The sequence below is a fragment of the Gammaproteobacteria bacterium genome (assembly GCA_013697705.1).
In the GTDB taxonomy this organism is placed as follows: domain Bacteria; phylum Pseudomonadota; class Gammaproteobacteria; order UBA6002; family UBA6002; genus UBA6002.
Map to the genome: position 1 here is coordinate 56,542 of JACCWJ010000004.1, position 23,652 is coordinate 80,193.

Annotated in this window: 19 protein-coding genes; 12 read left to right on the forward strand and 7 right to left on the reverse strand. The window is 42.0% G+C overall.

The window, feature by feature from the left end; all coding sequences use genetic code 11:
• Window position 1 precedes the first annotated feature (1 nt).
• Both H0U71_00905 and glmU read left to right on the forward strand, forming a co-directional pair.
• Window positions 2-442, forward strand: a complete 441-nt coding sequence (locus H0U71_00905; protein MBA2653612.1) for a F0F1 ATP synthase subunit epsilon — start codon at window positions 2-4, stop codon at window positions 440-442.
• A complete protein-coding gene (gene glmU, locus H0U71_00910) occupies window positions 439-1,806 on the forward strand; it encodes a bifunctional UDP-N-acetylglucosamine diphosphorylase/glucosamine-1-phosphate N-acetyltransferase GlmU (GenBank protein ID MBA2653613.1) in 1,368 nt (455 codons plus the stop codon). Before H0U71_00905 ends, glmU begins: the two co-directional genes overlap by 4 nt.
• Here the strand turns inward: glmU and H0U71_00915 are convergent.
• The 5 genes from H0U71_00915 to H0U71_00935 are packed head-to-tail and all read right to left on the reverse strand — an operon-like array spanning window position 1,803 to window position 7,109.
• Complete coding sequence (locus H0U71_00915; protein MBA2653614.1) at window positions 1,803-2,675, reverse strand: hypothetical protein; 873 nt, start codon at window positions 2,673-2,675, stop codon at window positions 1,803-1,805. The two genes, glmU and H0U71_00915, sit on opposite strands and share 4 nt — an antisense overlap.
• Before the next feature lie 59 nt (window positions 2,676-2,734).
• A complete protein-coding gene (gene hemH, locus H0U71_00920) occupies window positions 2,735-3,748 on the reverse strand; it encodes a ferrochelatase (GenBank protein MBA2653615.1) in 1,014 nt (337 codons plus the stop codon).
• A 45-nt stretch (window positions 3,749-3,793) separates the two neighbouring features.
• Entirely contained in the window at window positions 3,794-4,720 is a 927-nt protein-coding gene (locus H0U71_00925; GenBank protein MBA2653616.1) for a TIGR01777 family protein, read from the reverse strand.
• 12 nt (window positions 4,721-4,732) lie between these two features.
• Window positions 4,733-5,740, reverse strand: a complete 1,008-nt coding sequence (gene cydB, locus H0U71_00930; protein MBA2653617.1) for a cytochrome d ubiquinol oxidase subunit II — start codon at window positions 5,738-5,740, stop codon at window positions 4,733-4,735.
• Window positions 5,733-7,109, reverse strand: a complete 1,377-nt coding sequence (locus tag H0U71_00935; GenBank protein MBA2653618.1) for a cytochrome ubiquinol oxidase subunit I — start codon at window positions 7,107-7,109, stop codon at window positions 5,733-5,735. The genes cydB and H0U71_00935 overlap by 8 nt, the downstream gene beginning before the upstream one ends.
• 119 nt (window positions 7,110-7,228) lie before the next feature.
• On the opposite strand from H0U71_00935, the gene H0U71_00940 reads away from it, so the two are divergent.
• Window positions 7,229-8,563 carry an MATE family efflux transporter gene (locus H0U71_00940; GenBank protein ID MBA2653619.1) on the forward strand — a complete coding sequence of 445 codons (1,335 nt, stop codon included), beginning with the start codon at window positions 7,229-7,231 and terminating at the stop codon, window positions 8,561-8,563.
• A 68-nt stretch (window positions 8,564-8,631) separates the two neighbouring features.
• On the opposite strand, the gene H0U71_00945 is transcribed toward H0U71_00940, so the two are convergent.
• A complete protein-coding gene (locus H0U71_00945) occupies window positions 8,632-9,258 on the reverse strand; it encodes a hypothetical protein (protein ID MBA2653620.1) in 627 nt (208 codons plus the stop codon).
• 125 nt (window positions 9,259-9,383) lie between these two features.
• Between H0U71_00945 and polA the strand changes: the two genes are divergently transcribed.
• Complete coding sequence (gene polA, locus H0U71_00950; protein ID MBA2653621.1) at window positions 9,384-12,065, forward strand: DNA polymerase I; 2,682 nt, start codon at window positions 9,384-9,386, stop codon at window positions 12,063-12,065.
• A gap of 78 nt (window positions 12,066-12,143) precedes the next feature.
• On the opposite strand, the gene glmS is transcribed toward polA, so the two are convergent.
• Window positions 12,144-13,976: a glutamine--fructose-6-phosphate transaminase (isomerizing) gene (glmS, locus tag H0U71_00955; GenBank protein MBA2653622.1), complete on the reverse strand. Its 1,833-nt coding sequence runs from the start codon at window positions 13,974-13,976 to the stop codon at window positions 12,144-12,146.
• Between the two features lie 155 nt (window positions 13,977-14,131).
• On the opposite strand from glmS, the gene tkt reads away from it, so the two are divergent.
• The 8 genes from tkt to H0U71_00995 all read left to right on the forward strand — a co-directional run bounded on the left by tkt (window position 14,132) and on the right by H0U71_00995 (window position 23,558).
• The gene (gene tkt / locus H0U71_00960) at window positions 14,132-16,126 is read left to right on the forward strand and encodes a transketolase (GenBank protein ID MBA2653623.1); all 1,995 of its coding nucleotides are present in this window, start codon (window positions 14,132-14,134) and stop codon (window positions 16,124-16,126) included.
• Window positions 16,127-16,223: 97 nt separating this feature from the next.
• Window positions 16,224-17,234 (forward strand): type I glyceraldehyde-3-phosphate dehydrogenase, encoded by a 1,011-nt coding sequence (gene gap, locus H0U71_00965; GenBank protein MBA2653624.1) that lies wholly within the window; start codon window positions 16,224-16,226, stop codon window positions 17,232-17,234.
• Between the two features lie 36 nt (window positions 17,235-17,270).
• Entirely contained in the window at window positions 17,271-18,461 is a 1,191-nt protein-coding gene (locus H0U71_00970; protein MBA2653625.1) for a phosphoglycerate kinase, read from the forward strand.
• Between the two features lie 11 nt (window positions 18,462-18,472).
• Window positions 18,473-19,900, forward strand: a complete 1,428-nt coding sequence (gene pyk / locus H0U71_00975) for a pyruvate kinase (protein ID MBA2653626.1) — start codon at window positions 18,473-18,475, stop codon at window positions 19,898-19,900.
• Window positions 19,900-20,091, forward strand: coding sequence for a hypothetical protein (locus tag H0U71_00980; GenBank protein MBA2653627.1), 192 nt, complete (start codon window positions 19,900-19,902; stop codon window positions 20,089-20,091). Before pyk ends, H0U71_00980 begins: the two co-directional genes overlap by 1 nt.
• A 267-nt stretch (window positions 20,092-20,358) precedes the next feature.
• Window positions 20,359-21,363, forward strand: coding sequence for an HlyD family efflux transporter periplasmic adaptor subunit (locus H0U71_00985; protein MBA2653628.1), 1,005 nt, complete (start codon window positions 20,359-20,361; stop codon window positions 21,361-21,363).
• Complete coding sequence (locus tag H0U71_00990; protein ID MBA2653629.1) at window positions 21,342-22,286, forward strand: ABC transporter ATP-binding protein; 945 nt, start codon at window positions 21,342-21,344, stop codon at window positions 22,284-22,286. The genes H0U71_00985 and H0U71_00990 overlap by 22 nt, the downstream gene beginning before the upstream one ends.
• A gap of 141 nt (window positions 22,287-22,427) precedes the next feature.
• A complete protein-coding gene (locus H0U71_00995; protein ID MBA2653630.1) occupies window positions 22,428-23,558 on the forward strand; it encodes an ABC transporter permease in 1,131 nt (376 codons plus the stop codon).
• Window positions 23,559-23,652 lie beyond the last annotated feature (94 nt).

A 23,652-nucleotide genomic window follows, 5' to 3' on the forward strand; every position in this document is an offset into this window, starting at 1 on the left:
AATGGCGATGAGCGTACATTTAGATATTGTAAGCGCAGAAGGTGAAATTTTTTCGGGGCGAGCTGAAATGGTAGCCGTCTCAGGCAGTCAGGGGGAACTTGGTATCATGCCCGGTCATACTCCCCTGTTAACAACCTTAAAGCCTGGCTTAATAAGAGTCACCTTGCAAGGCGGTAAGCAAGAAGTCTTTTATATTTCGGGTGGGACCGTTGAAGTGCAGCCTGATATTGTCACGGTATTGGCTGACACTGCAGTTCGAGCTGAAGACTTAGATGAAATAGCCGCGATGGAAGCGCGCCAGCGTGCAGAGAAAACCGCCTCAAGTCGCAAATCAAATATTGAATATTCCCAAACATTAAGTGAGCTCGCAGATGCAGCGGCAAGACTTCGCGCTATCAAACACGTGAAACAAATTCGTAAGAAATTCGGTCGAGGCGAATGACCTTAAGTGTGGTTATTCTGGCCGCAGGCTATGGCAAACGAATGTATTCGAAATTGCCTAAAGTACTTCATCAGCTCGCAGGTCAGCCCCTTCTTCTCCATGTAATTAAAACAGCGCAGACGCTCAATCCAGATGCCATCTATGTAGTATATGGTAACGGCGGAAGTCGCGTCAGAGAAACATTAGGGGATTTGCCCGTTAATTGGGTAAATCAAGCCAACCCTAAAGGCACGGGCCATGCAGTTCTGCAAGCCTTGCCCCATATTCCCGATGATCACCAAGTTTTAATTCTTTATGGTGATGTGCCGCTTATTAAAACGGCTACTTTAAAACAGTTGTTGGCCGACAATGAGCAGCAGTTTGCACTTTTAGTAGCGACATTCGATGATCCTACCGGATTTGGACGGATCATTAGAAATCCTGATAACGAGATTGTGGCGATTATCGAGCATAGAGACGCTACACCCGACCAGTTATTGATTCAGGAAGTGAATACTGGAATTTTAACAGGTCCCGCTGCTGCCTTTAAAAGATGGTTGCCCCAACTCAAAGATCACAATGCGCAATCTGAATATTATTTAACTGATATCATCTCCCTTGTCGCTGAAAATGACCATAAAATCGCTGGTCTTTTAGCTCCCTCTCTCGAGGAAGTGGCGGGTGTTAATGACCGAAAAGAATTAATGCGGTTAGAGCGCTATTATCAGAGCCAAAAAGCGCTGGAGTTGCTAGAACAAGGTGTAACTATCATTGATCCTTCACGTTTTGATTGTAGAGGCACACTAAATATTGCTAACGATGTAACCTTAGACATCAATGTGATCTTGAGCGGAGAAGTAGCTATTGACGAAGGTAGCTATATAGGACCGAATACCCTATTGAATAATGTAAAAATAGGCAAAAATGTAATCATAAAATCGAATTGTGTCATTGAGGATGCCGTTATAGAGGATGGCTGTCAAATTGGCCCCTTTGCGCGAATACGACCTCACACGCAACTGGGCAAAGAAGTTCACATCGGAAATTTTGTGGAGCTGAAAAATACGAAAATTGATGACTTTAGCAAGGTGAATCACCTTACCTACCTGGGGGATTCAACCTTAGGTAAGAGAGTAAATGTGGGAGCAGGCACAATTACCTGTAATTATGATGGCATCAATAAGTTTGAGACTCTCATTAAAGATGGTGCCTTTATTGGTTCTGGCACGGAACTGGTGGCGCCCATTACTATAGGTGAAAATGCCTATATCGGCGCAGGCTCAACGATTACTCGAGACGCCCCTGACGCTCAATTGACTCTAAGTAGAGCTAAACAAACCACTATTAATGGCTGGTCCAAGAAGAAAGGCGAATCCTTAGACTAATTGGAACACTCGACTTCGTCAAAACCTTTGCAAAAAGGTTGGCTGCAAATCGTTTGAGTACCGATGATAAAAGTGGGGGTACAGCGATTACTATCTATTTTACAATTCACCGATTGTTTGAAACCCATCGACCGGCAAAATGAATCAGCAGCGGGTTTGCCACATTCTTTATTTAATTTTAAACAGCAATCGACCCGTAAATTGCCCATTTTAGGCTTGCGATAGATTTTAGTGACTTTGCGTCGCACCGTTTTAACGACGGGTACTGTGGGAGAGGGTTGATCACTAAAGGTTTGATTAAAAACAGTTTGCGCCACGTCTTCTTTGTGTCTGGCAGCAGAGAGGGATAGAGCAATCGCTTCTTGTAAAATGGCTTGGTTGCGAGCTAACGGTGGGTATTGACCCGTTATTGTTTCAAAAGGAGGGTATAAGCCGGTTCTTTCATTATAAACGCCCCCCAAATTAGTGTACTGAGTATTATTTTGATAAGCCTCTAGAGAGCATTGTGCTTTAGTAAGCCAGGGGTCGTCATCACATCGTAATTCTGCAACAACTGTTTGTTTACTGGAAGAAAAGGTAGTTGTTTCCTTGCCCCAATTTTGGTCACCGTCCCATTCAGCCACCACATCCGCCCATAAGTTTTGATAAATCCACCGGGTACCCACGGGGATTTTAATCGAACAAATGCCGCTGAAATAATAATAATGTTTTTTGCTCAGCGAAACCCCTTCAGCCCCTTTAAGCTTAAGTTTGCAAATATATGGGGGGCTTAAGTCGGTGATATAGCCATGAAAAACGGACGTAGCAGAAGCGGAATAATTGTATGCTAAGCAAATAATAAATAATAATCCGCGTAAATAAAGTTGCATGCATTATCCCTTGGGTAATTGATTTCCTAAGATAGTATACCTTTGCAACGAAGCCCCTGTCATCCTAGGGTAGAGGTAAATGGCTTTAGGTTAGCGTTTTTGATGAGAATGTCAGATAGAGATTGGATATGTAGATCAGTTGTATTTAAAGCAGAAATGTAATTGTAAATGAGCCCGCCTGCTTGATGAAAAATCTTTTTATTTGTTATTGCCATTTCCTCTAATGTTTCTAAACAATCGACCGCAAATCCGGGACAAATTACATCAATATGTTTATATCCTTCCTTCGGTAGATCTTGTAGCACCTTATTACAGTAAGGTTGTAACCACTCTTCACGACCAAAGCGAGATTGAAAGACCACACCCCATTTTTTTTCCTCTAAATTTAATTTTGAAGCAACTTGGGCTGCGGTATCTAAACATTGATCAAAATAGGGGTCACCTTTGGCAATGAGTTTTTTAGGAATCCCATGAAACGAAAATAGCAATTTTTGTCCGGGTATTTGTTTTTGCCAATGATTATGAATGGTATGAGCCAACGCAGAAATATAACTGGGCTCATATGCATAATTTTCAATAAAATGTAATGTCGGTTCCCATTTAAGTTGTTGCAATTGCTTTTTAATGGCGTGGACCGTAGAAGCAGTCGTAGTGGTTGAATATTGTGGGTAAAGTGGGAATCCAATAATCTGAGTTACCCCCTGTTCACGAAGATTTATCAATGCTTGTTTAATCGAAGGTTCGCCATAACGCATACCCAGCGCATATTTGAATGTATAGCCACGACTTGTCATAGCGCCACGTAGTTTTCTGACCAATTCCGAGCTAAAAACTAATAATGGCGAGCCAGATTTAGTCCAAATTTTTTGGTAAAGTTTTGCCGATTTTTTAGGCCGCGTGCGAAGAATGATCCCATTTAGGATTAACCACCACAAAGGTCTTGGAATTTGAACAATGAATGGATCCCACAAAAATTCTTTTAAATATTTTTTTACTGCAGAGGGGGTCGGTTGGTCAGGGGTGCCTAAATTGGTGATCAACACACCTATTTTGGGGGGATTGGTATTACTCATACATTATCTTTGCCATTGTGTTACGGGAGCCGTTCTCGTATTTAATCATTGGTAAATATGTCTTAACGCTGTAGTAATATCTGAATACGTAAATTTAAACCCGTGAGATAATAATACCTGAGGATCCACACATTGACCATTCAGTAGTAATTCCTCACCCATCTGACCTAATAGTGTTTTAATCAAAAAAGCAGGCGTTTTTAAAATAGCGGGTCGATGTAAAATGCTGGCAAATGCGTTGGCAAATTGTTTTTGCGATATACAGCCAGGAGCAGCAAAGTTTACTGGCCCTTGAATAGTGGGTTGGGTGATAAGAAAATTAATTGCTGCGATGAGATCGTCAAGTTCAATCCAAGCGAGCGGTTGATCTCCGGTGCCAATTGGACCGCCTAAACCTAAAGAAAACGGCAGCTTGAGTTTACCAAGCAGACCTTTTTTATCGAGCACCAATGAAAACCGCATATTCACTACTCTAACACCTGCATTGCTAGCTGGAAGAGTGGCCTCTTCCCATTGCTGCGCAACTTGATGTAAAAAATCTGTATTGTGAGTAAAACGATCAGCAGCTTCTTCAGTTAAGGGTTGGGCCACCTTGTTGTGTTGTCCATAAATTCCTACCGCGCTTGCATTGAACAGGGGCGGTGATTGCTCGCCGAGTTTAGCGCAGCTCTCTGCCACTGTGTGGGTAGTGTGTACACGACTTTCAATAATTGCTTGTTTCCTTTCCTTACTCCAGCGTTTTTCACCAATATTTGTGCCGGCCAGATTGATGATGAGATCCGCGTTATGGAGTAAGGATAGACTCTCTTGATTAAACCTATCCCAGGTCAGGGCAACGACTTGATTGCGGTAGATGTCTTTAATTTTCTGTATGTTTCTTCCTAAAACTATAATCTCATTGCCACTCGCTAAAAAATAGCGAGCTAATGATTGACCAATAAACCCTGTGCCCCCTGCTATAATTATTTTCATCTTTTGCCTCGTTTAATGGTAACCGCTTCCGGCATGCACCTTCCCTCTAAATACGGTATAGGCGTAGATACTATAGGTGATTAATAAAGGTAACAGAATAATAGCCCCCACTAATTGGAATAAGAGCGTTTTAGGATTGGCAGCCGCTTCCCATAATGTTAGCTGCCGAGGCACTATATATGGCCATGTGCTTATTCCTAAGCCGATATAACCAAATATAAATAGCAACACGCTCAAAATGAAGGGCAATCCCTCCTTTTTACCCGTTGGATGTTTGAGACAATATGCCGCATATAAAGTGGTCATAATTGTTGCAGCGGGAAGAGGCAGTAAGTAGAAAAAATTAGGCAATGAGAACCAGCGAATTTTAATGTCTGGGTGAATGAAAGGCGTCCATATACTGACGATAAACATAAAAACCGCAACGCAAAAAAGTAAAATTTTGGCGGCTTGATACATGGTTTTTTGTAAATTGTTTTCTGTCTTCATAATGAGCCAGGTTGACCCTAGCAATGCATAGCCAAAAACAACGGCGATTCCAGTCGCCATACTAAAAGGGGTTAACCAACCATAAGCTTCGGCTGAGCCTGGAATTAAAAAATAGCCTTGGATAAAAGTGCCTAGTATGAGTCCCTGACAAAAAGCGGCCATGGTGGATCCACCTGCAAAGGCTAAATCCCACAAAAAAAGACTTTTATGGGCTTTAATTCTGAACTCAAAAGCAACGCCGCGAAAAACCAGAGAGCCTAGCATGACCATAATAGGCATATATAATGCAGGCAACAAAGTGCTATAAGCTAAGGGAAAAGCCCCGTACAATGTTGCGCCCCCGAATACTAGCCACGTTTCATTACCGTCCCAGACAGGCGCGATGGTATCCATCATAATACTGCGATACTCATGATCCTGGACCCAGGGAAATAAAATTCCAATGCCAAGATCAAACCCATCTAAAATAACATAGACGATGACGCCAAACGCAATTAGACCTGCCCAAATTAGGGGCAGCATATTATTCATTATCATCTAAAACCTCATCGTTAGGTTGAGGCATGTAACCTAATGTTAATGTGGGGATCTCTAAATGCTCCGGTCCTTTCCGAATGGTTTTGAATAAATAATAGAGATAAAAGCTAAAAACAAAACCATAGCCCACAATGAAAAGCATTAAGGAAATAAGAACATGTTCCATGGGGATGTTTGAGGCTGCATTCGCAGTGCGCATTAATCCATAAACGATCCAGGGTTGCCGTCCCGATTCTGCGGTAATCCACCCAGCAATTGCTGCAATAAAACCTAAAGGGCTAATCCAGATACAGAGACGTAGAAACCAGTTCTTGGTAAAAAGTGCTTTACGGTAGAGCAAAATTGCGCCCATCCAGGCAGTCAGGATAAAAAGCATCCCTATGGCTACCATAATACGAAAACCGAAAAACGTGGGGGCCACTACGGGTTGGTCAGCTTTAGGCACTGAATTTAGCCCAATGAGTGTACCCTGAAATGAATGTGTATTAATTAAGCTCGCACCATAAGGAATTTTCACTTCAAAAAGATTTTTGCCTTGAGTCGACGATGGAATTGCAAACACAACAAAGGGGGCGCCTTGCATCGTATTCCAGTTAGCTTCGATGGCTGCGGTTTTTAGAGGTTGATAATGGTAGATGTTGAGGCCCATAAGATCACCCACAAACAGCTGTAAGGGCCCTACGATTGCCGCCAGACAAATCGCTATGGCCAGGCAGGGTTTTGCTAAATCGATAGCGCGTTTTTTTAGAATATACCAACTGGATATGCCGGTAATGACAAAACAGGTTGTTAAGAGTGCAGCGAGTATCATATGAATAAAACGAGGGATGAAAGAAGGATTGAAAATAACTTCAGACCACGCTTTTACTATGAACTTATTGCCTATCAAATAATATCCCGTGGGAGTCTGCATCCAAGAGTTTGCTGATAAAATCCAGAACGCAGAGATAATGGTGCCGATTGTCACGAGCAAAGTAGCGGAATAATGAATTTTAGGATTTACCTTTTTCCAGCCAAACAACATGATGCCGAGAAATCCTGCCTCCAAGAAGAAAGCGCTCATGACTTCATAGGCAAAAAGTGGCCCTAACACTTCACCTACTGCATTAGTGAAGCCATTGAAATTAGTTCCTAACTCATAGGAGAGTACAACACCAGAGACCACGCCCATGCCAAAGGTAAGTGCGAAAATTTTTGTCCAGAATTTACAGATTTGGAGATATTTAGGATTTTGAGTTTTTAGCCAAATACCTTCAAATATACAAATGAAAATAGCTAAACCAATGTTCAGGGTGGGGAACAAAATATGAAATCCAATCGTAAAGCCAAATTGGATGCGAGATAAAATTAACGTTGTAAACACGCTGATTTTCTCCTAAAAAAACAGGTTTTATTAAACCATGATCGAGAATAAATGTATAATATCTAAATCATTTTTTTAAAATATATTTAAATTCACCTTACTTAATAATTAGACAAACTATGAGAAACTCCATTACCCGAGAATTTAAGGGTATTTTTCATCTGGCCCTCCCTTTAATTTTTAATTTACTAGCATACATGGCAATGCAGGTTATTAGCACCGTTATGCTCGGAAGGTTAGGCCCTCAAGCATTAGCCGCAGCTGCAGTGGGTAACGTTATTTATATTATTATCTTGGTGGGATGTATGGGTGTTCTTACTGCTGTAGGAACATTAGCCGCAGAGGCATTTGGTAAAAAAGATCAGATGAAAGTACAAACGATTAGTCAGCAAGGAATTTGGCTTGCCATATTTTTAAGTATTCCTGCTCTGTTAGTCGTTTGGAACGCGCATCATATATTATTAGCTATCCACCAGCCGGTGGAAGTCGTTCGGGGGGCAAAAAGTCTCTTGCACGGACTTTTTTGGGGGTTCCTACCCGAATTATGTTTTATTGGTTTGAGAGAATTTTCCACCGCCATTTCAAGACCTAAAATTGTTATGTTTATCTCTGTTGGAACCATCCCCGTAAATATAATGTTAAATTATTGGTTCATTTATGGTGGATTAGGTTTACCGGCTATGAAAATATTCGGAGTAGGGTTGGCTACTTCAATTGTTTGTTGGCTATCCTTCCTTGTATTAGCGCTCTATCTTTCGCTGCATCGCAATATTTATCATTATAAAATTTTGCAATTTACACTTCCACATTGGAATACGCTAAAACGTATTGTCAAATTAGGGCTTCCCGTTGGAACGAGTTTTGTGGTTGAAGAACTCTTATTTGTGATTGTCGCATTACTTATTGGTTACTTTGGTGTCGTTGCACTTGCAGCGCACCAAATAGCCATTCAATGCATGTACCTATTTGTAATGATACCTATTGGGATCGCACAAGCGGTAGCCGTAAAGGTGAGCCAGGCTCGAGCAGATCCAACAAGGGTGTCTGCCTTTCGCGTCGCTTACATTGCTATCGGCTCTGGCCTAGGTTTAGCATTTATAACCGCTTGCCTATTTTGGTTTTTTCCAAAATTTTTCGTTCATTTTTTTCTAAATGTGCACATAGCTCAAAATCAACCTGTGCTTCAGCTGGCTGTAAAACTACTGGCCATTACAGCCATATTCCATATTATTGATGCGGGGCAATTAATAACAAATGGTGCGCTGCGTGGATTTCAAGATACATTAGTGCCGATGTTTTTAGGGTTAATTTCATTTTGGTTGATGGGAATAGGAAGTGGATATGTGTTTGGTTTCATTTATCACTATGGGGCGGTGGGATTATGGTGGGGTTTGGCGCTAGGTATTGCAAGCTCCGCAATCTTGCTACAACTGCGTCTGCAAACACATAAATAAACTGAAGTGATTGCATTCCTTGATGTAGCGAAGCGAAATCAAGGAATGCAATCGCCTTGTGAAAGATTTCAGAACCAATAACGCAGCGCTAATCCGACTGCTGTAGAGCCGGTATTGTTTGCATGGTAAAGACCGAATGCCCCTGAGCGATGATGAATACGAGCAATGATCTCCCATTCTGGATGACTAGGAAGACCAAAGGCCAGATCGAGTAATAAAAAATTTAATAACTTTTTTGCCTCTTCTGAATTTTTTTCTTCCGAGTAAGGTACCTTGGTGACATAGGATATCCCCTCCCCTACAGAAATGGTGGTTTTAAATTTGTGTCGCCAGGGAAAATGATACCAATTGAAAGCAATGTAAGGATTAAACTCTAAGATATCGCCATAGGTATCCTGCAGAACAGTAAAATTACCTCTGAAATCTACCGAGCTCATGATGGGTTGAAGAAAGCGTCGGACTGGATTGCAAGGATTTAACTCCTTGCCTATTTCTAATGAGTAAAGCGTATCTTTGTTTAAGGAATAATTGAATGCGATTACTTCACCTAAATTATCGTTAGTCATTTTTCCGTAATAGATTAATGCAAACCATTGGGGATAATAGGCTGTGGGAAAAGCGGTTGTGCTATTGCACAAATCAGCGTAGGAATTAGTTCCCATTAATAATAATATAAGAACATATAAGCGTTTCAAGTAGTATTCCCTCATCGTTGGGACGAAAAAACTGTAATATAACTGTAACTATTCAGCACTATTTGATATTTGGCAAGAACATCTAGAGGCATACAATTGTTAATAACATCTAAAGAGAAATATAAGTGACGTTATCTCAAAAGCCAGTCGTTTTGATTGATGGTTCATCCTATCTTTATCGGGCATTTCACGCCTTACCCCCATTAGCAAATACTAAGGGAGAACCTACAGGCGCTATTTATGGGGTGATAAGTATGATCAAAAAACTTATCAATGATTATGAGCCTGATTACATGGCGGTCATATTTGACCCGAAAGGCAAAACACAGCGGGATGCCATTTATAGTGAATATAAAGCGCACCGCCCTCCTATGCCAACCGATTTATCCATGCAAGTGGGACATATTTTTGAAATTATTAAGGCAATGGGTTTGCCCATTATCATCGAGGATGGAATTGAAGCAGATGATGTGATTGGTACTTTAGCGAACCAGGCAACCGAGTTAGGCATGTCAACGCTCATTTCTACGGGTGACAAAGACATGGCGCAGCTAGTGAGCCCTACTGTGACCCTAATTAATACAATGAATGGCATAATTTTTGACCGTGAAGGCGTGATCAAAAAATTTGGTATTCCTCCAGAACAGATCGTCGACTACCTCTCTTTAATAGGGGATAAAGTAGACAATGTCCCTGGTATACCAAATGTAGGTCCAAAAACCGCAGTTAAATGGCTAGCTGAGTATGGATCCCTTGAAGGTGTCATAGCGCACGCCGGAGAAATAAAAGGTAAGGTCGGAGAAAATTTACGAGAACATTTGCCTATCCTTTCACTCTCAAAAAAACTGGTCACCATTTTCACAGATATAAACTTAGCCGAAAAAATACCCGATCTCACTAAACAAGAACCGGATAAAGCATTACTCCTTGCTCTTTATAAACATTTAGAATTCAAAACATGGTTGTCAGAATTACTCTCGGAGCAAGTCAGTCATGCGCATGAAAAATATCACGTAATTTTAAACGAAACAGATCTTGCAAAGTGGGTAGAACGATTGTCGCTTTGTAACATTTATTCGTTTGATATTGAAACGACGCATTACGATGCAATGTTGGCTGAATTAGTGGGTATTGCATTTGCAATTGCGCCTAAAGAATCAATCTATATTCCCTTAGCTCATGATTACGAGGACGCTCCAGCACAGCTAAATACCCAGAGAGTTTTAGCTGCGCTTTTGCCAATTCTTCAAGATCAAAACAAAATTCTTATTGGAGAGAATTTAAAATTTGTGTTGAATGTATTGCTGCATTACGGAGTAGAAGTGAGTAATCAAATGTACGACACGATGTTAGAGTCCTACGTGCAAAATAGTTCGCTTGCGCGTCATGATAAAAATAGCTTATCACTAAAATATTTAGGAAGACAATCTATCAGTTATGAAGAAGTTGCGGGTAAGGGGGCGAAGCAAATTATCTGTAACAAATTAGATATTGAAAAAGTGACTCAATATGCCGCTGAAAGCGCGGACATTATTTTTCAATTACACCACACTATGTGGGAAAAAATAGCTAACGATCAACATATGAAAAAAATCTTAGTTACGTTAGAAATGCCACTTCTCAGAGTATTAGCGCGCATGGAATATGAGGGGGTGTTGATTAGCGCCGAGATGTTACATCAACATAGTATCGAACTAACCAAGCGCATCCAGTCATTAGAAGAAGAAGCCTACACTTTAGCGGGATGCAAATTTAATTTAGGTTCACCCAAGCAATTACAAACAGTGTTTTATGAAAAATTACAGCTGCCCATCTTAAGTAAAACGCCTACCGGACAGCCCTCAACATCGGAAGCCATTTTACAAGAATTAGCGCATGACTATCCTTTGCCGCGCATTATTCTTGAATATCGTACGTTAAATAAAATCAAAACGACTTATACGGATAAACTTCCTCTGCAGATTAATCCCAAAACAGGGCGAGTGCATACTTGTTACAATCAAGCGGTTACAGCCACTGGACGTCTTTCTTCAACTGATCCCAATCTTCAAAATATACCTATTAGAACTGAGGAGGGGCGCAGAATTCGCCAAGCCTTTATTGCATCACCCCACCATAAAATAGTGTCTGCCGACTATTCTCAAATCGAACTGCGAATTATGGCGCATCTAGCAAAAGACCCGGGTTTATTGCATGCATTTGCCAATGACCAAGACATTCATATTGCTACTGCAGCAGAAGTTTTTGGATTAACTATTGATCAGGTGACCCACAGCCAAAGACGTAGTGCAAAGGCCATTAATTTTGGACTCATTTATGGCATGTCTGCCTTCGGGTTATCGCGTCAATTAGGCATAGATCGCCAAACCGCGCAAAACTATATCGAGCGGTATTTTGAGCGTTATCCTAAAATCAAAGGTTATATGGAAATGACACGTGTTTTTGCCCACCAACATGGTTATGTAGAAACTTTACAAAAACGACGTCTTTATTTACCCGAAATTAATGCCACCAATTTACAACGGCAGAAGGCTGCTGAAAGAGCGGCAATCAATGCACCTCTGCAAGGAACAGCAGCTGAGATTATTAAAATGGCGATGATTCATATTGATAACTGGCTGCAAACTTCTAAGCTCGGCACCAAGATGATAATGCAAGTACATGACGAATTGGTTTTTGAGGTACCCGAGTCGGAAGTTGATGAAGTGATTGCGAAAGTTACATCTTTTATGGTGAATACTATTGAATTAGATGTTCCATTGGCAATTGATATAGGAATTGGAAATAATTGGGATGAGGCACATTAACGTATCCGTTGTTAACGTTAATTGGATGCGATGAAGCAACTTCTCATCGAGAGGGCACTTCGCTGAACACGTGCAATATTATTCTACAGTAACCGATTTCGCTAAATTTCGTGGCTGATCCACATCGGTGCCTTTTAACACAGCAACATGGTACGCCAATAATTGGAGTGGAATAGTATATAGTATTGGTGCCAATTCCTTGCTCACGGTGGGCATGTGAAATACATGGGTATGTTCTGACTCCGGAATGTTTGCAGATTGATCAGCAAATATAATTAATTCTCCACCCCTAGCTTGTACTTCGCAAATATTCGATTTTAATTTCTCGAGCAATTCATCATTAGGTGCTACAGCAATCACAGGCATCTCTTTATCTACTAGCGCGAGTGGACCATGTTTTAATTCTCCAGCGGGGTAAGCTTCCGCATGAATATAAGAAATTTCTTTGAGTTTGAGCGCTCCTTCCATGGCTATGGGAAAATGTAATCCTCGCCCTAAAAATAAGGCATGTTGTTTATCAATGAATTTTCGGGCTAGTTGTCTAATCACGTCATCCAAGGCAAGCGCTTGCTCTACGTAAGAGGGTAAATAGCGGAGTTCTTGAACAAAATATTGCTCTTGTTCTGCGCTAATTTTACGGTTTCTGCCTAATAGCAGGGTTAACAAGAATAAGGTGGCAAGCTGCGTAGTAAATGCCTTTGTTGATGCCACACCGATCTCCATGCCTGCTCGGGTCATCAGTATTAGATCAGATTCACGAACTAGGGAACTTTGAGAGACATTACAAATGCCTAATGTTGCCATATGCCCTATAGATTTAGCTTGTCGCAAAGACGCTAGAGTGTCGGCGGTTTCTCCGGATTGAGAGATGCACACGAATAAAGAATTCGCCTCGACCACGCCCTGACGATATCTGTTTTCGCTGGCAATTTCGACTTGACAAGGAAGGCCGGCAAGACTCTCCAGCCAATATCGACCTACCATTGCCGCATGATAACTTGTGCCGCAAGCGACGATTTGCACACGCTCAATACGACTGATATCGGCCAGGGTTTTATCCAGGGTATCGACAATCACCTTGTTGTCATCGAGACGGCCATCCAGGGTATCGCGAATAGCTTGTGGTTGATCAAAGATCTCTTTTAACATGTAGTGGCGATAGGGGCCTCGTTCTACAGAATCTTGATGAATATTCAAGGTATGAATTTTCCGAGAGACTTGGTTACCCAAATTATCATAGATGATGAGATGGTCTCTTCTAACATCGGCAATGTCCCCTTCTTCAAGGTAGATAAATTGCTGGGCTACGGGCATTAAAGCCAGCGGATCTGAAGCAAAAAAATGTTCCTTAATTCCCAGTCCGACAACTAATGGGCAGCCACTTCTCACAGCAATGAGGCGATTCGGCTCGTTTTTAATCATGATTCCTAATGCATACGCACCTTTAAATGTTTTGACCGCAGCTTGAACGGCAGCAAGTATATCTTTATGTTCGATATAGTATTGATGAATGATATGCGCACCTACTTCGGTATCAGTTTCAGAACTAAAAGAGTAGCCTGATTCCAATAGGGCCGCTCTTAAGAGCGCATGATTTTCAATAATTCCATTGTGGACAATAGCGATATAGTCATTAGAAATGTGGGGATGTGCGTTGAGCTCGCTGGGTTTTCCATGGGTTGCCCAACGCGTATGGGCAATGCCGGTGTGTCCGGGAATGTCTGTTAGGTTTAAAACATCTGCCAGTTCACACACCTTCCCCTGGGTTCGAATGCGCTGTAGTGTTTGATTATTGGGATCTAAAATTGCAATGCCTGCAGAGTCATATCCTCTATACTCCAAGCGCTTAAGGCCTTCCAATAAAATGGGAGCAACATTCCTTTGCGCAACAGCGCCTACAATCCCACACATATGTGATTCCTCTTTGATTATTCTATTCTGATAACGTAATATCTTTTCTATCAAAAAACCAGTGTAACCCGCAATTAATTAGGTAATTCTTTATGCATACAGACGATCTTTTGCAACGTTCTGATATCGATTCTACCCATGGAGCTAAGAAATTCATGCCACGCCGCCGACACCTTGCTAATGCTATTCGTGCTCTTGCTATGGATTCAGTACAGAAAGCAAACTCTGGACATCCGGGAATGCCCATGGGAATGGCAGATATTGCAGAAGTCCTCTGGAATGATTTTTTGAAGCATAATCCTGCTAATCCAAATTGGATTAATAGAGATAGATTTATCCTCTCAAATGGCCATGGTGCCATGCTTCATTACGCCTTATTACATTTAACCGGTTATGATTTAAGCATTGAAGATTTGCAACAATTTCGCCAATTACATTCGCGTACGCCTGGACATCCCGAATTTGGTCTTACCCCGGGTGTCGAAACAACGACTGGGCCGCTTGGGCAAGGATTGGCCAATGCAGTAGGAATGGCTATTGCAGAAAAAAAATTAGCGAGCGATTTTAATAGAGCTGATTTTTCTATCATCAATCATTTTACCTATGTGTTTGTAGGAGACGGTTGTTTGATGGAAGGGATTTCCCATGAAGCCTGTTCTTTGGCAGGTGTTTTAGGCCTAGGCAAATTAATTGCCTTCTATGATGACAATGGCATATCAATTGATGGTGAAGTGGCTAATTGGTATAAAGACGACACCCCTGCCCGATTCAACGCATACGGATGGCACGTCATTCCGCATGTGGATGGTCATGATGCTGAATCAATACGCCAAGCTATTTTAGAAGCTCAAGCGGTAGAAGATAAACCGACCTTAATTTGTTGCCGCACGGTTATTGCCTACGGAGCTCCTACCCTAGCAGGAACGTCAGAAGCACACGGGGCTCCTTTAGGAGAAGAGGAAATAAGGTCTACAAGAAAGGCACTGGGTTGGGAGTTTCCTCCCTTTAGCATTCCCGGTGATATTTATGAAGGATGGAATGCCAAGGATAAAGGCAGGGAAACCGAACAGTTGTGGCAAGCGCAATTTGATGCTTATTTGGCATCATACCCTGAGCTGGCGAAAGAGTTTGTAAGACGTATCGAAGGTAAAATGCCTGACAATTGGCAGGAAGAAAGCACTAAATTTATTAGCCAGCTTAATGACAAACATCAAGAAATGGCCACACGAAAAGCCTCAAAATTATGTCTCGATGCATTCGGACCGCTTTTACCCGAAATGATGGGGGGATCAGCGGATCTTACGGGATCAAATTTAACATTGTGGGATGGCTCTCACACGTTCAGTAATGAAACTCCTAGTGGCAATTATATTTATTACGGCGTCAGAGAATTCGGAATGTTCGCCATTATGAATGGGATAGCTCTGCATAAAGGGTTACTGCCTTATGGCGGCACTTTTTTAACCTTCGTGGATTACGGCAAAAACGCGGTGCGTTTAAGCGCCCTCATGAAGGCCCATGTGGTTTATGTTTTAACGCATGATTCTGTTGGACTCGGAGAAGATGGGCCCACTCATCAACCGATCGAGCATATAAGCATGCTTCGTCTAATTCCCAATCTTTACGTTTGGCGACCTGGAGATGCTGTGGAAACGGCCGTTGCCTGGAAATATGCAATAGAAAACAAAGTGCCGTCTTGTCTTCTCTTGTCACGGCAAAATATTGCTCCTCAATCACATGCTAATAATCTCAATGAGATAGCTAGGGGGGGGTATATATTAACGAGCACTGATCGCGCCCCTGATTTAATTTTAATCGCCACTGGCTCCGAAGTATCGCTCGCAGTAGAAGCAGCCGATAAGTTGCAGCAGGATGGTATAGCAGTGCGTGTTGTCTCTATGCCCTGTTTAGAGGTCTTTGAAGAGCAGCCCAATGATTATCGTGAACATGTTTTACCGAGTGAAAGCACGTGTCGTATCGTGATTGAGGCAGGGTCAACCGCTCCTTGGTACAAGTATGTAGGCTTGACCGGCAAGGTGATTGGTATTGATCGTTTTGGCGAATCTGCTCCCTATAAAGATGTCTTTAAAACACTTGGTTTTACGACTGAAAATGTAGTTACAACTGCAAAAACCTTATTAAACAAATAACCATTTTTGTTAGCGCTTTCTTCACTGTTCTTCTCCTAAGAAAGGGGCCCGTAGGGGCGATGAAGAATGAATTTTTTTATTATGAGAGGGGAATACCATGACGATAAAGTTAGGAATCAATGGCTATGGGCGTATAGGAAAAAATATTCTTCGCGCTTTATATGAATCAAAAAACCATCAAGATATGAAGATTGTAGCCATTAATGATTTGGGGGATGTTAATACCAATGTTCATCTCACTCGTTACGACACTGTACATGGAAAATTCCAAGGTGATGTGTCTGTAGACAATAACGAGATGGTGGTGAACGGCGATAGAATTCGCGTATTTGCTGAAAGGGATCCTGCAAAGCTTCCTTGGGGTGAGCTAGGGGTTGATATTGTTTTAGAATGCACCGGGTTTTTTGATTCTCGTCAAAAAGCAGAAGCGCATTTAAGAGGGGGCGCTAAGAAGGTTATTATTTCGGCTCCGGCAGGAAAAGACGTTGATGCCACCATCGTATATGGTGTCAATCAGCATACATTAAAGTCCAGCTTCACAATCATTTCCAATGCTTCTTGCACCACAAATTGCCTGGCACCATTGGTAAAACCTTTGGACGAAAAGATTGGCATCGTAAATGGATTGATGACAACTATCCATGCTTATACTAATGACCAAAAATTGATTGATGTTTATCATGAAGATCTGCGTCGCGCTCGCTCAGCTACTCAGTCAATGATTCCAACAAAAACCGGTGCAGCGGCGGCCGTAGGACTAGTCTTGCCTGAACTAGCAGGTAAATTAGATGGGTTCGCTATACGCGTCCCCACCATTAATGTATCTATTGTGGATTTAACATTCGAAGCTAAACGCGAAACGAGTGTCGATGAAGTTAATCAAATTCTTAAGTCCGCCTCTGAAGGCGAACTCAAAGGAGTGCTTAGTTATAACGCAGACCCCCTTGTTTCTATCGATTTTAATCATAACCCCGCGTCCTCTATCTTTGATTCCACTTTAACCAAGGTGATAGGCAAAACGGTTAAAGTTCTTTCTTGGTACGATAATGAATGGGGCTTCTCTAATAGAATGTTAGATACCGCTGCAGCTTGGATGAAGGCGAAATAAGGAAGGATGCCGAATTAATTGATAAAGAGGTTTGCAATGTCCCCATTGAAAATGGCTGATCTTGATTTGAACAATAAACAACTTCTCATCAGAGTTGATCTCAATGTTCCCATTGAAAACGGAAAAATTACCAGCACCACACGTATTGAAGCCATATTGCCTACAATACAAATGGCGTGCCAACAAAATGCCAAAGTAATATTAATGTCGCATCTGGGACGGCCTAAAGAAGGATATTATGACGCTGATTTTTCTCTGGCGCCGGTGGCAACTTATTTAAGTGAACGACTAGGTCAGCCTGTAAAATTAATCGATAAACTCGATACCATCGCCTTACAGCCCGGACAGGTGGTGTTGCTTGAAAACATACGTTTTATGCAAGGAGAAAAAGAAAATAGCGCCCTCCTTGGAAAAAAATTAGGCGATCTTTGCGATATTTTTGTAATGGATGCTTTCGCAACAGCGCATAGAAAAGAAGCCTCCACTTATAGTGTGGCTGAGCACGCCCCTGTCGCCTGTGCGGGCCCCTTACTGGTGTCTGAGATGGATGCACTGCAACAAATTTTGAAACAACCTGCCAAACCTTTAGTGGCTATTGTCGGCGGGTCAAAAGTATCTACAAAGTTAAGTATCCTCAAAAATATTTTAAAGGATGTCGATGTCTTAATTGTCGGCGGTGGCATTGCTAATACTTTTTTAGCTGCGAAAGGATATAATGTGGGTAAATCTTTGTATGAGCCTGATCTTATCCCCCAAGCGATTGAAATGTTAAATTTTGCTGAGCAGAATAATAAAACAATTGCATTGCCCGAAGATGTTGTGGTGGCTAAAGACTTTTCGTCGGAAGCCAAAGCCGTTATCTTAGACATAGATCAGATTACGGATGAGTTTATTCTAGATATTGGGCCTCGCACTATAAAACGATTATTGCCTATTATTCAGAATGCCAAAACGCTCCTTTGGAATGGACCCGTAGGACTCTTTGAATGGGAGCAATTTAGCGGTGGCACTGAAGCGTTAGCAAAAGCAATTGCAAATAGCCAAGCTTATACCGTAGCGGGAGGCGGGGACACGCTCGCTGCGATCGAAAAATACCACGTTAAGGATAGTATCTCGTATATTTCAACAGGAGGCGGAGCCTTCTTGGAAGTTTTAGAAGGGAAAAAGTTACCGGCAATCGCCATTTTAGAACGTCGTAATGAAAAAAACGATATAACTATTCATTAAAAGGGTACTTTATGCGACGCACCAAAATTGTGGCCACACTAGGCCCTTCTTCCGATAATGTAGATATTCTCTGTCAGATGTTGCAACAAGGCGTCGACGTGGTACGCGTAAATTTTTCACACGGTGAGGCAGGGGAACAAGAGGGCCGGGTTAATCGGGTGAGAGAAGTTGCCAAAAAAGTGGGCAAAGAAGTCGCTATCCTTGCCGACCTCCAAGGTCCCAAAATTCGTATTGCGAAATTTAGAAATCGCCAAGTTACCTTAATTCGTGGTGACAGTTTCATTTTAGATGCGGCAATGGCCTCCGGAGAGGGTGATGAAAAAGCGGTTGGGATAGATTATAAAGAATTACCCAATGACGTTTTTGCAGGTGATACCTTATTATTAGATGATGGACGTATCGTGTTGCATGTTGAACAAGTCAGCTCCCCCCAAATCCAATGTCGAGTTGAAGTAGGCGGCTTATTGTCGAACAATAAAGGTATCAACCGTAGAGGTGGTGGCTTATCTGCAAAGGCATTAACAGAAAAAGATAAAAAAGACATTAAAACCGCTTGTAGCTTAGAAGTGGACTATATTGCGGTCTCCTTTCCCCGTACTGCAGAAGATATCAAAGAAGCCCGCAATCTCATTCATGAAGCAGGGGGCAATGCCTGCATTATTGCCAAAATTGAACGTCAAGAAGCGGTCAATGCTATCGACGAAATTATCCTCGCGTCTGACGGAGTGATGGTGGCGCGAGGCGATCTTGCTGTTGAAATTGGTGAGGCAGCAGTGCCTGGCGTCCAAAAACATATCATTCATCGGGCGCGCACGTTAGACCGACCTGTTATAACGGCGACACAGATGATGGAGTCGATGATTCACAGCAGTGTCCCTACACGTGCGGAGGTTTCCGATGTAGCGAATGCGATATTGGATGGCACAGATGCCGTTATGTTATCTGCTGAGACAGCAGTGGGATCCTATCCGGTAGAAGTAATTGAGGCAGTATCTCGCATTTGTGTGGGCGCTGAAAAACACCCTAGAACGTTAGTCTCTAAACATCGTGTGGAAAGTCATTTTGGTCGCATTGATGAAGCCATTGCTATGGCAACTATGTATGCTGCTAACCACATGAATATCAAAGCAATAGTGGCATTAACTGAATCCGGTGCCACCCCTTTATGGATGTCGCGTATTCGCTCCGGGATACCTATTTTTGGATTGAGTAGACATCTGCGCACTCTTCGTAAAATGACCTTATTTCGAGGAGTTTATCCTATTCATTTCGATGCTACCCAAATTCACCGCCCTGAAATAAATAAACGCGCCGTAGAAGAGTTACTACAAAAAGGCCTAGTAAGTAAGGGCGACCTTGTTATTGTCACTAAGGGGTCTGCGATGGGGGTGCATGGGGGCACCAATTCAATGAAGATCGTTGAGGTGGGTAAGAAATGATGCAAACACTCACCCAGGTGCTACTTATCATAGGCGCCGGATTTATTTTATGGTTCACCTATCAATCAATAAAACGCAATCCACAGGTATTTTCAGCGGAAAATATTAATAAAAGCATTTTCACCTTGGGAATTTTGGCCCTCTGTTTAATCGCTATTATTGCCTTTCTTGTTTATCTATTAAAAAATTGAAAGTTAACTACAATCAACAACCTGGATTCCGCTGCGCTGCATCCAGGCTACATTAAAGATCGTGAGGTGGGTAAGATGATGCAACGCTCATCCAGGTACTCTAATGTAGCCTGGATGTAGCGCAGCGAAATCCGGGTTTTTTACTGGCAACGAGTGTCAACAACCTGGATTCCGCTGCGCTGCATCCAGGCTACGTTAGGGCCTCCCTAGGAAACTCGGTTACTCAACTGCTATTATCAAATAGTTAGGATAATAAGTGAGAGCCAGTTGAAAGTTATCTTTTTTACGATGTTACTTTTCCTGCTAGGAAGTTGCTCGGACTATGAAGGTCAGCCTTTACAAGGCTATGTAGAGGGTGAATATACCTTGATGGCATCGACTGTTTCAGGAAAGTTATTCAAATTACATGTAGAACGGGGGCAATCTGTTAAGGCAGATCAACGGTTGTTTGATTTAGATCCTGAACCTGAATCCTCCGCATTTAAAAAAGCAAAATCCAATCTTGATGCAGAAAAATCTAAGCTAAGAGACTACATGTCGGGCGAGCGCTCCACCGTATTGGGGGGCATTATTGCGCAACGGGAGCAAGCACAAGCTGATCTTGAGTTAGCTAAAAGCAATTTCAGTCGTACTGAACAGCTCTACCAGAAAGCAGTAGTTAGCAAATCTGACTATGATGATGCACTGGCAAAACTTAAATCCACCCAACAAAAAGTGACACAGTTTGAAGAGAATCTTAAAGAAGCAGAGTTGGGAGAACGACAATATCGAATATTAGAGCAAGCTGAACAAGTACGGGCTGCAGAGGCTACGTTACAAGAAGCAAAATGGCGACTAGAACAAAAAACAATTACAGCCCCGGAAGCAAGCCTTGTATTTGACACGTTATTTAATGAGGGAGAACAAGTTGCTGCGAACCAGGCAGTTGTTTCATTATTGGCACCTCGTTACATCCGTTTAATATTTTATGTCCCAGAGCCTATTCGCTCCAAACTTGCGCTCAATGCACGGGTCGAGTTCGATTGTGATGGGTGTAACCAAAGATTTACGGCTTATATTAATTATATTTCGCCTGAAGCAGAGTACACCCCCCCTGTTATTTTTAGCCGCGAAAGCAGAATTAAATTAGTGTACCGTGTTCAAGCAAAGTTGCCCCTTGGGGTAGCGGCCAAAGTGACTCCTGGTCAGCCAGTGGATGTTTACATTCCCCTGCAGACACATAAAAGAAAATATTTTTTCGGAATTAATTTATGGCAACTCATGAAAAAATAATTGATGTGCAAGGCCTGAAAAAAAATTTTCAGGGGAAGACTGCGGTGAATGACGTTTCATTACAAGTTAATAAAGGCGAGATTTTTGGATTTCTGGGGCCTAATGGTAGCGGTAAAACTACCACCATTCGAATGTTATGTGGTTTATTAATCCCGGATGGAGGCAGTGGCACTTGTCTGGGGTATGACATCATTACTGAAGCACATAAAATCAAACAGCAAGTCGGCTATATGGCTCAAAAATTTAGCCTGTATGATGATTTAACCATTTATGAAAATTTAGAATTTATCGCCAACATTTATGGTATGAAGGATGTTAAAGAGCGGGTAAAGGAGGCGATAGATGAATTAGGTTTAGCTGAAAGACAAAACCAGTTGGCTGGGCAGTTGTCTGGCGGTTGGAAACAACGTTTAGCCTTAACCGCGGCATTATTACATAATCCAAAACTGTTGCTGCTCGATGAACCCACCGCAGGTGTTGATCCCAAAGCGCGACGGGATTTTTGGGATCAAGTGCATTATCTGGCAACAAAAGGAATAACCACCTTAGTTAGCACGCATTATATGGATGAAGCTGAGCGATGTAATCGTCTCACCTATATTATGAAAGGAAATGTGTTGGTAAGAGGCACAGCGAATGAAATTATCCAAAAATCAAAGATTATAACGTGGCAAGTTACCGGTGAAAATTTACCTTCCTTAGCCCAACACATACAAAAAGAAAGTGGTATTGAGCAAGTCATTTCATATGGTCAGTCACTGCATGTTTCAAGTAGATCTGAAGCTGCATTAGTAAACGTCGCCGAAAAATATTCTAAAGATAATCTATGGCAACCCATGCCCACAAGTCTCGAAGATGTCTTCATAAATTTGGTGAGTAATGAAACAATAACTTTTCCGCTGGGGCCCGAAGTGGAAACGTGATTTTAATAGTTACCAGAAAGGTTTGGTTATTGACGAGTTTAAGTTGGGATCTACTCGCAGCACCCAAAGAGATTCGTTGGCTATCAGGCCAAAAGTGGACGGGGCGAGTAGTTACGCCATCAACATGGAAGTTAGTTTTGTATGAAATTTTCGTCACGTCGGCTTTTGGCCATAATAAGAAAAGAATTTATCCAGATGAAAAGGGATCGGCTTACCTTCGCCATGCTGATCGGCGTCCCAATTATGCAACTCATTTTGTTTGGGTTTGCGATCAACACTAATCCTAAAAACCTGCCAACAGCAGTGCTCTCAAACGACAACAGTATTTATACTCGCGCATTCTTGGCAGGTTTAAAAAATACTGAATATTTTCGTATTGTAAAAGAAGCAAAAAATGAACAAGAAGCCCGAGATTTGCTCGCTAAAGGGGATGCACTCTTTGTGATCAATATTCCGAGTGATTTTACTCGACGTTTCCTAAGAGGCGAGCGTCCCAATATTTTAGTAGAGATGGACGCAACTGACCCTGTCGCAACGGGAAGCGCGAGTGCTGCTGTGAATGTATTAACTCAATCTGTCTATAACAGCGTTTTGCGGGGAAGCTTGGCGAATTTGCAAAATCAACCGGGGCCTGCAGGCGTGATCATTCATGCAAAATATAATCCGGAGAATATCACTCAATATAATATTGTCCCCGGATTATTAGGCGTGGTGTTGACTATGACCATGGTGCTTATTACCAGTCTTGCCATCACTCGCGAAAGAGAGCGTGGTACGATGGAAAATCTATTAGCCACACCTGTCCAGCCACTTGAAGTGATGTTAGGCAAAATAACGCCTTACATTATGGTGGGATATATCCAAATTACCTTAATTTTGGCAGCCTCATATTTTTTATTCAAGGTGCCAATTGAAGGCAGTATAGCGTTATTATATTTATCTGCTTTACCTTTTATTGCTGCAAATCTTTCCATAGGTTTAACCTTTTCCAGTCTTGCTAGAAATCAACTTCAAGCTATGCAGATGGCCTTTTTCTTTTTCCTGCCTTCTATTTTATTGTCTGGCTTCATCTTCCCTTTCACCGGCATGCCTACTTGGGCGCAGTGGGTGGGAAGTGCATTACCGCTGACCTATTTTGTTCGAGTGGTGCGCGGTATTATTCTAAAAGGTAATGGTATATCTGAAATCTGGCCGAATGTGTGGCCAATTATATTATTCACTATCGTTGTGCTTTTTTGGGGTGTTAAACGTTATCACAGGACACTTGATTAGCGCAGAAGAGAGTTTCCTTCTAAGGCAGTGAACAAAACTCTTTTCTTATTCGACGCTTGGATAAAATTTCGCTAAGATAGGTCTACTCTGCTTT